A 12,947-nucleotide genomic window follows, 5' to 3' on the forward strand; every position below is an offset into this window, starting at 1 on the left:
GGGGGCGGTGGGCTGACATGCGGGTGCTCGTCGACGCGACGGCCGTGCCGGACGACCGCGGCGGGGTGGGGCGCTACGTCGACGACCTCGTCCCGGCGCTGGTCCGGGCCGGCGCCGACGTCGTCGTGGCGTGCCGGCCGTCGGGTGTCGGTGCGCTCGCCGCGTCGGGCGCGCGCGTGCACGAGGTCCCGGACGCGTTGGACCGGCGGCCCGTGCGGCTGGCGTGGGAGCAGGCGGGGCTGCCCGGGCTCGTGCGGCGCGTCCGCCCCGACGTCCTGCACAGCCCGCACTACACGGTCCCGGTCGCCGCGGGCGTGCCTGCCGTCGTCACGCTGCACGACGCGACGTTCTTCTCGCACCCGCAGTGGCACCTGCCGGTGAAGGCGCGCTTCTTCCGTGCGGCGACGCGGGTCGCGGTCGGCCGCGCCGACGCGCTCGTCGTGCCCTCGGCGGCGACGCGCGACGCCGTGCTCGACGCCGTCCCCGCCGCCCAGCGCCGCGCCGACCGCTTCCACGTCGCGTGGCACGGCGTCGACCGGGACGTCTTCCGACCGGTCGACGCGGCCGCGCGGGCACGCGCCGCGGCGGCTGTGGGTGCGGACCGACCCGCCGTGGTGTTCCTCGGGACGCTCGAGCCGCGCAAGAACGTCGTCGCGCTGGTCGACGGCTGGGTCGCGGCCTGCGCCGGGCTGCCCGACCCGCCACCCCTCGTGCTGGCTGGTGCGCGAGGCTGGGACCAGGGCGTCGATGCCGCGCTCGCGCGGGTGCCCGACGGCCTGCGGGTGCTGGTGCCGGGCTACGTCCCCCTGGACGACCTCGCGGGCCTGCTCGGCGGTGCGCTGGTGGTCGCGTACCCCAGCCTCGGGGAGGGCTTCGGCCTGCCCGTGCTGGAGGCGATGGCGTGCGGGGCAGCCGTGCTCACCACGCGCCGGCTGTCGCTGCCCGAGGTGGGCGGGGACGCCGTGGCGTACACCGAGACGGACGCGGCGTCGATCGGCCGAGCGCTCGCCGCCCTGCTGGCGGACCCCGCGCGGCGCGAGCGGCTGGGCCGGGCCGCGCTCGAGCGCGCCGCCGGCTTCACCTGGGACGCGTCCGCCGCGGTGCACCTCGAGGCGTTCGCGGCCGCAGCCGGCCGCCGCTCCGGCCGCGACCGTCAGCCGCGCTCGAGCAGACCCAGCAGGTAGCTGCCGTACCCGGACTTCACGAGGGCCTCGCCCCGCGCCCGCAGCTCGTCGTCGGAGAGGAACCCCCGACGCCACGCCACCTCCTCGGGGGCGCCGACCTTCAGGCCCTGGCGTGCCTCGACGGTCCGCACGAACTCCGACGCCTCGAGCAGCGAGTCGAACGTGCCGGTGTCCAGCCACGCCGTGCCGCGGGGGAGCAGCTCCACCTGGAGCCGGCCCGCCTCGAGGTACGTGCGGTTGACGTCGGTGATCTCGTACTCGCCCCGCGCCGACGGGCGCAGGTCGCGGGCGATCGCGACGACGTCGTTGTCGTAGAAGTACAGCCCCGGAACCGCGTAGGGGGAGCGCGGCCGGCTCGGCTTCTCCTCGAGCGACAGCGCCTGGCCCGCCCCGTCGAACTCGATGACGCCGTAGGCCGTCGGGTCGGACACCCGGTAGGCGAACACGGCGGCGCCGTCGACGTCCGCGAAACGCTGCAGACGAGTGCCTAGCCCGGGGCCGTAGAAGATGTTGTCGCCGAGGACCAGCGCGGCGGACTCCTGGCCGAGGAAGTCGGCGCCCAGCACGAACGCCTGGGCGAGGCCGTTCGGCTCTGCCTGGACGGTGTAGGAGATGTCGATGCCGAACTGCGACCCGTCGCCGAGCAGGCGCCGGAACTGGTCCGCGTCGTGCGGGGTCGTGATGACCAGCACGTCCCTGATCCCGGCCAGGATCAGCGTCGACAGCGGGTAGTAGATCATCGGCTTGTCGTAGACGGGCACGAGCTGCTTGCTGACGCCGAGCGTGATGGGGTGCAGCCGTGTGCCGGACCCGCCGGCCAGGATGATTCCTCGCATGGTCGGCCATTCTGGCGCATCGGTGCCGGTGTGGGATCCTGCACGGCGGCGCGGCGGCGAGCTCGCGCCACGCCACGCCCCGTCGTCGACGTCCCGGGAGGGTTCGTGCAGAGGATCCAGCACGCGGTCCAGGAGTACGCCTGGGGGTCGCCCCACGCGATCCCGGAGCTGCTGGGCACGCGCCCGACCGGCCGGCCTCAGGCCGAGGCGTGGTTCGGCGCGCACGCCGGCGCACCGTCCCGCACGGAGGACGACCGCCCGCTGACGGGCGTCGTGGCGGAGGACCCCGAGCGGGTGCTCGGTGTGGACGTCGTCGCGCGGTTCGGCCCTGCCCTGCCCTACCTGCTCAAGGTGATCGCCGCCGAGCGGCCGTTGTCGCTGCAGGTCCACCCGCACGTGGCCCGCGCGCGCGAGGCGTTCGAGGCGGAGGAGGCGGCCGGAGTCCCGCGGGACGCACCGCACCGCAACTACCGGGATCGCAACCACAAGCCCGAGCTGGTCTACGCACTGACCCCCTTCGAGGCCGTGTCGGGCTTCCGGGCGCCCCGTCGGGCGGCGGAGCTGCTCGTGACGCTCGACGCACCGCTCGCCTCGGCGCTGCACGCCCTCCTGATCGCCCAGCCGTCCGCGGACGGCATCCGCGCCGCGTTCACGCGCCTGCTCGACCCGGCGACGCGGCCGGGCCCCGACGCCGTCGCCGAGGTGGCGGCGGCAGCGGAGCGACGCCTCGCCACCGGCTCGCCCTCTCCCCGTGCCGACCGGACGGTCGTGCAGCTGCAGACGGAGCACCCGGGGGACCCCGGTGTGGTGACGTCGCTGCTGCTCAACCCCGTGACGCTGCAGCCGGGGGAGGCCATGTTCGTCCCCGCGGGCGGCGTGCACGCGTACCTGCACGGCGTGGGCGTGGAGATCATGGCGAACTCGGACAACGTGCTGCGTGCCGGGCTGACCCCCAAGCACGTGGACGTCGAGGAGCTGCTCCGCAACGTGGACTACGTCGCGGCCCCGCCGATCCGCATCGCACCCGAGATCTTCCACGGCGCCACCAAGGTGTTCTACGCGCCCGTCGACGACTTCGAGCTCTCGGTGACGGAGATCGATGACGAGTACCTTCACCCGCTGCCCGGGAGGGGACCACGGATCCTCCTGTGCCTCGACGGCGAGCTCGAGATCTCCACCGCGCACGGCGAGATGCTCACGCTCACGCGCGGTCGGTCCGCGTTCGTGCCGGCCGGCGACGGCCCGCTGCGGGTCCAGGGGCACGGCCGGGTCGTCCAGGCCGACGTGCCCTGACGCGCAGCTCGCGTCAGCGCGCCGTGTCGACGTCCACGCGCTCGCCCCGCACCGCGCGCTCGCGCTCCGCGGGGTCGTGCGCAGCGGCGTCGAGGAGGACGAGCGAGCCGTCCCGCGCCCACGCGGCGAGCGCGGTCGTCAGCGTCGCCTCGAGCGCTGCCGCGCGCGACGCGGCGCGCGGGACGTCCAGCGCCACGCGCGGTCGCGTCGGGGCCCACGTGTGCTGGGCGAGCGCAGCGGCGACGAGCTCCGCGTGCGCGGTCGCACCCGTCGCCGTGACGAGGGCCGGCGCGTCCACGTCCGTCGGCGGCACCCACCCGAGCGCGTCGGCGTAGGTCATCACGGAGGACGCCGCGTCGAGGGCCCCGGCCGGCAGAGCGCCCGGCCAGCTGCGTGCGAGCGCGGCCGGCGCGACCGCGACGAGGGGCGAGCGGGGGTCGTGCGCGTCCGGCCGGTCGGTGACCACGACGTCAACGGGGCGTGCGTCGACGGAGCCGCCGTCGTCGCCCGGGAGCACGACGGTCGCGCCGCACCGCCACACCGCGGGGGCCCAGGTCAGCGTGCGCCAGTACGCCGGCAGGTCGAGCAGCACGCGGGTACCCGGTGCTGCGTCGAGCTCCTCGACGAGCAGGTTCGTGGTCTTCGTGACCCAGTTCAGGAGGACCGTGCCCGACAGCTCGACCCGCTCGCCGTCGCCGTACCAGGTCACCCGCGGGCGGCCGGGGTCGCGCGCGAGGCCGTCGAGGAGCTGCGGGAGCATGGTCGTCACGCGGTCATCCTCGCAGGCGTGCGGCCCGTCGGCGGTCGCACCGCCGCCCTGCCGGTCGACGTACGAGAGCGGGGTCATGGGTCCGGGGTCGTCGGGTTCGTGGCGGAGGCGATCGTGTCGTGCCACGTGAGCCGCACCAGCAGAGCGGGCGCCCGCCCCTGCGGGCCAGGGCGCCCGACGCCATCCGGTCCCGGTGGCCGAGGCGGCCGGTCTCGCGCCGCCGTGGAGGGCGTGCACCGCGTCCGACCAGTCCGCCGTCACGTCCTGGCTGCCCGGTACGTGCCCGCGCACCGGCCGGGGTAGCCCCCGGGTGCCCCCGTGGACCATGTCGAGCAGCCGGGTCGTCGTGGTGCCGCCCAGGTCCACGACCTCGAGCAGGTGCGGGCGCCACGACGGCTGCTGCACGCAGGACGGAGGCGGGTCGGGGGCCACCGAGCCCACGCGCGCCCGAGAGTGGGGCGACGTGGAGCGCGGCGACGACGCGTGCCGGCTCGGCGGGAGACGGGGGCCTCCGGCGTGGAGGCACCGGCACCGACGCCTCGGCGCGCGGCGCATGCCCACCCCCGGGTCTGCCTCCGTGGGACGCCACGCCGAGCACACACAACTTTCACCCGGACAACTCGGGCATCTAGCACGCCTGCGGTTGACTGCAGCGAACGACACGCGTGTAATTCCTGAGAACTGATTCATCGAACGCGTTCGTCGCGGCCTCCGCGCCGCACGGCCGGCTTCGACGGAGCCAGCCAGGCCGAGGACACCGAGCAACACTCCCGCGGAGGCACGCATGTGGCACCTGCTCGACGACGAGGGACTGCCCGACGACGTCGCCACCCCCGTCACCGCACCGACCGGCAACGTGCTGTCCCTGTTCGGGGCGCCCGACGACGACGGCCCCATGGGATGGCAGGAGCGCGCGCTGTGCGCGCAGACCGACCCGGAGGCGTTCTTCCCCGAGAAGGGCGGCTCCACCCGCGAGGCCAAGAAGGTCTGCACGTCCTGCGACGTGCGTGCCGAGTGCCTCGAGTACGCGCTCGCCAACGACGAGCGCTTCGGGATCTGGGGCGGGCTCTCCGAGCGCGAGCGCCGCAAGCTGAAGCGGCGCGTGGTCTGAACGTCCTGACCGGCGGGTCACGCCACGCCGGGTGCGGCTGCGCCCCGGGGAGCGGGCCCGACGGCATGATGGCGCGAGCATGACAGACACGCTGTCCCCCGTGGACCTCCCCACCACCGCAGCCGTCCCGCTGACGACGCCCGTGACGGCGGTCGTGGTGACCCACGGGCGCACCGGCTACCTCGCGACGACGCTGCGCGCGATCGCCGCACAGACCCGCCGCCCGTTCCGGGTGCTCGTCGTCGACGTCGCGGAGCGCGCGGCGGGGGAGCCCGACCCGCACCTCGGCGCGGTCCTCGACGACGCCTTCGCCGCCGCGCCCGCGCCGGTGCCCCGGCTCTCGACCGCCGCCGCGCCCGGTGCGCGCTCGTTCGGCGAGGCCGTGTCCGTCGGGCTCGCAACCCTCGCCGGTGCGCTGGACGAGCGCCCGACACCCTGGCTCTGGCTCCTGCACGACGACAGCGCGCCCGCCCCCGGCGCCCTGGCCCAGCTCGTGAAGACCGTGGGGCACGCGCCGTCCGTCGCGGTGGCCGGCTGCAAGCAGCGGACGTGGACCGAGCCCGAGCGCCTGCTCGAGGTGGGCCTGCGCACCACCCGCTCCGGCCGCCGCATGACCGACGTCGACCCGGGCGAGCTCGACCAGGGCCAGCACGACGGGCGCACGGACGTCCTCGGCGTCGGCCTCGCCGGCGCCCTCGTGCGGCGCGACGTGTGGGACGCCCTCGGCGGCACCGACGCCGCGCTCGGTCCCTTCGGCGACGGCCTCGACCTGTCCCGCCGCGCACGGCTCGCGGGTCACCGCGTCGTCGTGGTGCCCACCGCCGTCGTCCGGCACGCCCAGGCCGCCTACCACGGGCTGCGTCCCGTGCGCGGGCCCGCGCCGGCGCCCCGCGGCGCCCTCCTCGACGGCGCGCGCGACGTCGACCTCGACGGCGACGGCGAGCCGGACACCGCGGACCCCCGTCGCTCGTTCGCCGCTCGGCGGGCCGCCCTCCTGCACAGCAGGCTGGTCGGCTGCCCGGTGGCGCTCCTGCCGCTCGTGGTGCTCATGACGCTCGCCGCGGGCACCGTGCGCGCGCTCGGGCAGCTCGCGGTCAAGCAGCCGCGGCTCGCCGTCGCCGAGGTGCGCGTGGCCCTGCAGGTGCTGCTGCGCCCGGCGGTGGTCGTGCGCGCCCGGCAGCGCGCCCGGGCGTCCCGCGTGGTGCCGCGCCGCACGCTGCGCCCCCTCCAGGCGACGTGGCGCGACGTCTGGCGCCAGGCGCAGGACCGCCGTCTCGCACGCCGGGAGGCCCGCCGCGTCGTGCAGGCACCCAGCGAGCTCGAGCTGCGCGAGCTCGCCGCGCTGGCCACGCGGCGGCGCGTGACGCTCGCGGTCGTCACGGCTGCGCTGCTGGCCGTCACCGCCCTGGCCGTGGGTGGGCTCGTCAGCCCGGTGCTCGGCGGGGCACAGCTCGTGGGGCCCGCGCTGGCCCGGGCGACGACCGACCTCGGCGAGCTGTGGTGGGCCGCGACGTCGGGGTGGGTCGCCGGCGGCCTCGGTGCGCCCGGGCCCGCCGACCCGCTGCTGCTCGTCCTGCTGCCGCTCGCCGCGGTCCTCGACGGCGAGCTCGGCGCCGCCGTGGGACTCGTCGTGCTGGGCGGCGTCCTGCTCTCCGGCATCGGTGCGTGGGCGGCCGCGGGTGCCGCGACGCGGTCCGTCGCCGTGCGCGCGTGGGCGGCCGTCGTCTGGGCAGCCGCACCGGCGCTCCTGCTCGCGGTGGGCCACGGTCGCATCGGGGCCGTGCTCGCGCACGCCGCCCTGCCGTGGGTCGTGCTCGGGCTCGTGCGCGCCGTGGGCGTGCAGCGGGTCGACCAGGTGCTGTCGGGTCTGGTGACCCTGCGCCGCGACCTCGACGAGCCGGTCGTCCGGCACGTCGACGACGCCGCGGACGGCGGGCTGGTCCCGCCCACGACGGCCGGCGCCGGCCCGACGTCGCCCGACGAGGGCGACGTCACGACGCCCGTGCGGGGCGTCGCGGCCGTGCCCCACCCGCGTGGCGCGCCGTCGGGCGCCGTGCCGGCTGTCACGCCGGGTGCCGCGGTGGCGTCGGCCGCCGCAGCCGGGGCGTCCGGCGACGGCGCCGGGGACGCCGGGCACGACCTGGCGCCCGCGCGGGTGCTCGTCGGGGCGCCCGACCCGACCGGCTCGCTGGCGGCGGCGGCCGGCGCCGCCCTGGCTCTCGCGGTCGTCGCCGCGGGGGCGCCCGTGCTGCTCGCGCCCGGGCTGCTCGTCCTGCTCGTCGTCGCGGTCCTCGTGCCGCGCGGCCGGGCTCGCGTGCTGCTCGCCGCCGTGCCCGCGCTCGTGCTCACGCTGCCGCTGCTGCTGGAGGCCGTCCGGCGCGGACCGCAGGGCGTGCGGCTGCTGCTCGCGGAGCCCGGTCCCGTCGCCGCGGTGCCGCCGGCCGGCGCGGTCGCACGCCTCCTCGGCGTCCCGGCCGACGCGTCCGCGCTCGTCCCGGCGGGACTGCCCGGCGTCGTGACCGCGGCGTGGCCGTACCTCTCCGGCGGGGTGCTCCTGGCCCTCGCACTGCTCGCGCTGTGGCGCGGCGAGGCCGTGGCGCGCGGTGTGCGCGCGTGCTGGGTCGTGGCCGCGTCCGGCGTGGCCACGGCGGGCGCCCTCGCGATGCTGCCCGCGGCGGTCGGCGTCGAGGCCGTCGCGCCGGCGTGGACCGGCGCGGCCGTCTCGCTCACCACGCTGGGACTGCTCGGCGCCGCCGTGCTGGGCGCCGACCGCCTGCCGGAGCGCCTCGCGCAGCACACCTTCGGCTGGCGGCAGCCGGTCGTCGGCCTGGTGACGGCGGTCGTCGCGGCCGTCGCGATCGTCGGCCCGGTGTCGTGGGCGTGGACGGCGCGCACGGGCGAGGCGGTCGCGCTGCGGGCCTCGACTGCGCCCGTCGTCCCCGTCGTCGGCCAGCAGGGGGGCAGCGCGCCGGCCGCGTCGCGCGTGCTGGCGCTGACGCTCGCACCCGAGGACGACGCGTCGGGCGCCGTCGGCTGGTCCCTGCTGCGTGCCGACGGCGACCAGCTCGTCGACGCGGCCGCCGCGGTGTCGACCGCACGCGTGACCGGTGCGCTGGACGCCCCGGCCGCGGTGGTCGACGACGCCTCCGCCGAGGTCGCGGCCGTCGCGGCACGCCTCGCGGGTGGCGCGGCGGACGACGTCGCACCCGCCCTGGCGGCGCTGGGGGTCGCCGACGTGCTGGCCCCGCCCGCGGCGGACGACGACGCCGGCACGCGCGCGGCGCGCGCACGCCTGGTGGGCACGCTCGACGCGACCCCGGGGCTCGAGCGCGTGACCCACGACGGCGGGGGAACGCTGTGGCGGGTCCGTCCTGCGGGCGACGGCACGACCGCAGCGTGGGCGCGGCTGGTGCCGTCCGCCGCCGCGGCGAGCGCGCCGGCCGAGGCGCCCGGCGCCGAGCCGGTCGCGGCCGCGGGGCGCTCCGTGGACTCCGACGTGCCGCCCGCCGCTGCCGGCCGCGTGCTCGTGCTGGCGGAGCGCGCCGACCCGCGGTGGCACGCGTGGTTGGACGGCGAGCGCCTCGACCCCGTCGACGCGGGCTGGCGGCAGGCCTTCACGGTCGGCGCCGACGCCGGGCGGCTGGAGGTGCGCTACGACGCGCCCGGCCGCACCGCGTGGCTCACCGGCCTCGGCGTGACGATGCTCGTGACGGTGCTGCTGGCGCTGCCGCTGCGCCGGCGACGGGGGGTGCGGACATGACCGCGGACGGCGACGCCTCGACCGGGCGGGAGGCCGCGGCCACGCCCGACGCCCACGCCGCCACCACGATCGACGGCACCACGACCGACGGCACCACGACCGCCGGCACCACGACCGGCACCACGACCGCCGGCACCACGACCGCCCCCGCCCGTACCGGCCGCCGCGGTCGCGCGGCGCGCGTGGCGGGCGGGCTCGCCGTGCTCGCGCTGACCGCCGGTGCTGTCGGCGCGGGCGCGCGGATGGGCGCTGCCGACGCCGTGCCGCTCGCTGCGACCGCCGTCGAGGCGCCCCCGACCCCGACGACGCTCGCGTGCGTCGGCACGCTGCAGCCACCCGCCGAGCGCGAGCGTGAGGACGCGGCCTTCGACCCGACGCCGGTCGAGCCGAGCACCGCGGTCGACGCGGTCGTCGCGGCCGGCCCCGGCGCGGGCGCCGTCCAGGTGCTGGGGCCCGGCACGGACGGGACCGACCGGCTGACGCCCGGCGGGGGTGCCCTGCGCGTCGACGGCCTGGGCGCCCCGGTCGTCGTGCGGGGCGAGCCCGCCGGCACGGCCCCCGTCCTCGCTGCCGCGACCACCTCCCTCGTGACGGCCGGAGACCAGCGCGGCCTCGCCGCGGCGTCGTGCGTGCAGCCGGGCGTCGACGTATGGCTCGTCGGCGGCGCGACCACCGTCGGCGCGACGGCCACGCTCGTCCTGACCAACCCGGGCCTGACCACCGCCGAGGTCACGCTCGCCGTCTGGGGTCGCAACGGCCCCGTCGAGCCGACGACGGACCGGCACGTCGTCGCGCCGGGAGCGACGGAGGTCGTCGACCTCGGCGGCGCGGCGGCGGAGCAGCGTGGTCTCGTCCTCCAGGTGAGCGCCGCGGGCGGTCAGGTCGCCGCACACGTGCAGGACACCGCGGTCGAGGGCTTCACGCCCGCGGGCACCGACCTGGTCGTGCCCGGCGCCGCCCCGGCCACGCGCCAGCTGGTCCCGGGGGTCGTCGTCGAGGAGTCCCAGGTCGGTGCGGCGGTCGGTCCCGAGCTGCGCCTGCTCGCGCCGGGCGACGCGGGCACGAGCGCCCGCGTGACGCTGCTCGGCAGCGACGGACCGGTCGCGCTGCCGGGCGTCGACGAGGTCGAGCTGGCCGCCGGCACCGTCGTCGACGTGCCCCTCGGAGGGCTGCCGGCGGGCGCGTGGACCGTCGTCGTCGACGCCGACGAGCCGGTGGTCGCGGCCGCGGTGACGACCCGCACGGGCACGGCCGGCGAGCTGGACGACCGACCGCGGGTCGAGCGCGCGTGGTCCGCCGCCACGGCGGCCGACGCGCACGGTGCCGTCGCACTGCCCTCGGGGGTCGGCGCGACGCTCGTCGTGGGTGCGGTGGCGGACGGTCCCGACCCGACCGCGACCGGGGAGGGGCGCGCCCGTCTGCGCGTGCTGGACGAGGACGGGCGGGAGCTGTCCGCGCACGACGTCACGGTGGACGCGGGCACGACCGGCTCGTGGCCCGTCGCCGACCTCGTCGACGGCGCACGCGCCGCGGCCGGCCTCGAGCTCGAGGTGCTCGGCGGGGCGCACGTCGTGTGGGCCGTGGGCCTGCAGCTCGACCAGGAGGACGGCCCGCTCGTGTCCGTGCTCGAGCCGGTGCCCGTGCGCGACGCGGCCGCCACGCTCCGGGTCCGCGAGGACGGACGCCCCGCGCGGGGCTGACGCGACGGGCGCCTGCCGCAGCCGCGGGCCGCTGCGCCGGCAGGTGGCGCTACGCCGCCCCGGTCGAGCGCAGCTGGGCGCGCTCGCGCATCGCCAGACCGGCGTCGATCGCCACGCGCAGGGGCGCCTGCCACCAGTGGCGGTAGCGCCGGTGCAGGTACTGACGGGCGCTCGCGTGGTGCGCACGGATCATCGGCGCCGGCTTGTCCCGCCAGGACGTGCCCCCGACGTGCGTGATCCGGACGTCGGGCACGTAGAGGTTCTCCCAGCCGGCGCGGCCGAGCCGCTCGCCCAGGTCCACGTCCTCGAAGAACATGAAGTAGGACTCGTCGAAGCCGCCGACCTCCTCGAAGGCCTCGCGGCGCAGCACCAGGCACGCGCCCGACAGCCACCCGGCCTCGCGCAGGTACCCGCCCACCGACTCCTGGCGCGCGTGGTACCCCTGCGTCCACGGGTTGCCGGGCCAGACGCGCGCGAAGAGGGCGTGCCCGGCGCCCTGGCGCAGCGACGGCAGCGCACGGGCGGAGGGGTACATCGTGCCGTCGGTGTTGAGCAGCATCGGGCCGAGCGAGCCGGCGCGGGGCTGCTCCTCGCCCGCGTCGAGCAGCTCGTCGAGGGAGCCCGGCGTCCACTCGAGGTCGGAGTTGGCCACGACGAGCCACGGCGTGGTGGCACCGCGCGCGCCCGCGTTCGCCCCGGCGCCGTAGCCGAGGTTCCTGCCGGGGACGACCAGGCGTCCGCCCGCCTCCGCGACGACGGCCTGCGCGAGCGCGTGGTCGGTGCCGTTGTCGACGACGACCAGCTCGACCGGGCGCGCCGAGGCTGCTGCGAGCGTGGCGACGAAGCGGCGCAGCTCGTCACCGGGGTGGTAGACGACGCAGACGACACGGACGCGGGGGCTCGCCGGGGCGCCGGCAGGGGGTGACGTGCTCATCGACGACCCACCCTAGTGGCCGTCGTCGTAACCCGGGTCCACCTCCTCGGGCGCCCGCCCGAGGAGGTGGGCGACCTGCTCGACGACGACGTCGCGCACGAGGTCGGGGAGGTCCGCGGCGTCGTGCGCCCGGGCCTCGACGGGGCGGCGGTAGACCACGACGCGGTGCGGCAGGCCCGTGTCGGCCGGGAAGTACCGGCCGAGCGGCACGCCCCCGCTCTCCCAGGGGGCGGGGTCGGACGGCGGCACGTCCTCCACCGCGAACTCGACGCCCTCGAGCTGACGCGCCCAGCGGCGCTCGAGGTCCTCGACCGCGTCCAGCACGAGGTCGTCGAACCGCTCGGCGCGCGTGCGGTACGCGGGGGTCGTCATGGGCAGGACCGGTCCGCGCAGGCCGCGGCCCCGGCGGTCGCGACGGCGGACGGACCCGGTGCGCGGGGCGGGGGCGTGCGTGTCGGCGTCGCGACGGGCCGACAGCGAGCGGTCCGAGGGGCCGGGGACGGGCCCCGGGGCGGGGCGGGGCGGGCCGGCGTGGCTCATCCGGTCACTGTACGGCGGGGTGCCGGGCCGGGGCGCCGTCGCACGACGGGCGCGCGCGGGGGGCGCGTCCGGTCCGGGCCGCGACACGGCCGCGCACGACGGGCGCGCACACGCCCGCGCAGAGGGCCACGGGGTACCGTCTGCACGTGAGATCCGTCCGGCAGTGCTCGCGCACCGCGTGCCCGCACGCTGCGGTCGCCACGCTCACCTACGTCTACGCGGACTCGACGGCCGTCCTGGGCCCCCTCGCGCAGCTCGCGGAGCCGCACTCGTACGACCTGTGCGTCGAGCACGCGGAGCGGCTGACCGCCCCGCGCGGCTGGGAGGTCGTCCGGCTGCTGCCCGACCTCGAGGCGGCGGCACCCAGCCACGACGACCTGCTGGCCCTCGCGGACGCCGTGCGCGAGGCCGGCCGCCGCCGGGCGCCCGAGCCGGCCCCGGCGCTGACGCCGGTGCCCCCGCCGACGTCGCCCACCGACGGCCGCCGCCGCGGCCACCTGCGGGTCGTCCCCGGCGAGGCGCCGTGACGGGACGCGGCCGGGCGCGGCGCACGCCGGACGACGAGCCGCTCGGCTCGGTCACGCGGCCCGTGGTCGACGACTCGGCCGTCGTGGCCGGCTGCCACCGCTGCGCGTCCTCGACGCTGACGCGCGTGCGGCTCGCGCTGCCCGACGGGCGGCCGGCGGTCTTCGCGTCGTGCGGGGCGTGCGAGGCCGCGGCCTGGTACGCCGTGGGCGGGGACGGCACGCCGCTCGGGCCCGACGGCTCGCGGCGCCTCTGACGCGTCGCGGCGTCGCTAAGGTAGAGCGACCCCTGCTGC

Annotated in this window: 11 protein-coding genes; 7 read left to right on the forward strand and 4 right to left on the reverse strand. The window is 78.0% G+C overall.

Annotation, left to right across the window (positions count from 1 at the left end; genetic code table 11):
- Window positions 1–17: 17 nt before the first annotated feature.
- On the forward strand, window positions 18–1,184 hold the full coding sequence (locus tag E5225_RS05850) for a glycosyltransferase family 4 protein (protein ID WP_135973568.1): 1,167 nt from the start codon (window positions 18–20) through the stop codon (window positions 1,182–1,184).
- Here the strand turns inward: E5225_RS05850 and rfbA are convergent.
- Window positions 1,154–2,020 carry a glucose-1-phosphate thymidylyltransferase RfbA gene (gene rfbA, locus E5225_RS05855; RefSeq protein ID WP_135973569.1) on the reverse strand — a complete coding sequence of 289 codons (867 nt, stop codon included), beginning with the start codon at window positions 2,018–2,020 and terminating at the stop codon, window positions 1,154–1,156. The two genes, E5225_RS05850 and rfbA, sit on opposite strands and share 31 nt — an antisense overlap.
- Before the next feature lie 105 nt (window positions 2,021–2,125).
- Here rfbA and manA point away from each other — a divergent pair, with 105 nt between their 5' ends.
- A complete protein-coding gene (manA, locus tag E5225_RS05860; RefSeq protein WP_135973570.1) occupies window positions 2,126–3,313 on the forward strand; it encodes a mannose-6-phosphate isomerase, class I in 1,188 nt (395 codons plus the stop codon).
- 13 nt (window positions 3,314–3,326) lie between these two features.
- Here manA and E5225_RS05865 read toward each other — a convergent pair whose 3' ends face one another.
- Window positions 3,327–4,160 carry a TIGR03089 family protein gene (locus E5225_RS05865; RefSeq protein WP_243738233.1) on the reverse strand — a complete coding sequence of 278 codons (834 nt, stop codon included), beginning with the start codon at window positions 4,158–4,160 and terminating at the stop codon, window positions 3,327–3,329.
- Window positions 4,161–4,866: 706 nt separating this feature from the next.
- On the opposite strand from E5225_RS05865, the gene E5225_RS05870 reads away from it, so the two are divergent.
- The 3 genes from E5225_RS05870 (at window position 4,867) to E5225_RS17440 (ending at window position 10,653) form a co-directional block, all read left to right on the forward strand.
- On the forward strand, window positions 4,867–5,193 hold the full coding sequence (locus tag E5225_RS05870) for a WhiB family transcriptional regulator (protein WP_135973571.1): 327 nt from the start codon (window positions 4,867–4,869) through the stop codon (window positions 5,191–5,193).
- A 79-nt stretch (window positions 5,194–5,272) separates the two neighbouring features.
- Window positions 5,273–8,953 (forward strand): glycosyltransferase, encoded by a 3,681-nt coding sequence (locus E5225_RS05875; protein WP_136225340.1) that lies wholly within the window; start codon window positions 5,273–5,275, stop codon window positions 8,951–8,953.
- Window positions 8,950–10,653 carry a DUF5719 family protein gene (locus E5225_RS17440; protein ID WP_166436034.1) on the forward strand — a complete coding sequence of 568 codons (1,704 nt, stop codon included), beginning with the start codon at window positions 8,950–8,952 and terminating at the stop codon, window positions 10,651–10,653. Before E5225_RS05875 ends, E5225_RS17440 begins: the two co-directional genes overlap by 4 nt.
- A gap of 49 nt (window positions 10,654–10,702) precedes the next feature.
- Here the strand turns inward: E5225_RS17440 and E5225_RS05885 are convergent, their stop codons facing one another.
- Window positions 10,703–11,587 (reverse strand): glycosyltransferase family 2 protein, encoded by an 885-nt coding sequence (locus tag E5225_RS05885; protein ID WP_135974872.1) that lies wholly within the window; start codon window positions 11,585–11,587, stop codon window positions 10,703–10,705.
- A 12-nt stretch (window positions 11,588–11,599) separates the two neighbouring features.
- A complete protein-coding gene (locus E5225_RS05890) occupies window positions 11,600–12,127 on the reverse strand; it encodes a metallopeptidase family protein (RefSeq protein WP_135974870.1) in 528 nt (175 codons plus the stop codon).
- 146 nt (window positions 12,128–12,273) lie between these two features.
- Between E5225_RS05890 and E5225_RS05895 the strand changes: the two genes are divergently transcribed.
- Window positions 12,274–12,654 carry a DUF3499 domain-containing protein gene (locus E5225_RS05895; protein WP_135974868.1) on the forward strand — a complete coding sequence of 127 codons (381 nt, stop codon included), beginning with the start codon at window positions 12,274–12,276 and terminating at the stop codon, window positions 12,652–12,654.
- The gene (locus tag E5225_RS05900; RefSeq protein ID WP_135974866.1) at window positions 12,651–12,908 is read left to right on the forward strand and encodes a hypothetical protein; all 258 of its coding nucleotides are present in this window, start codon (window positions 12,651–12,653) and stop codon (window positions 12,906–12,908) included. Before E5225_RS05895 ends, E5225_RS05900 begins: the two co-directional genes overlap by 4 nt.
- The last annotated feature ends 39 nt before the right edge of the window (window positions 12,909–12,947 follow it).

It is taken from the genome of Cellulomonas shaoxiangyii (genome assembly GCF_004798685.1).
GTDB lineage: Bacteria > Actinomycetota > Actinomycetes > Actinomycetales > Cellulomonadaceae > Cellulomonas > Cellulomonas shaoxiangyii.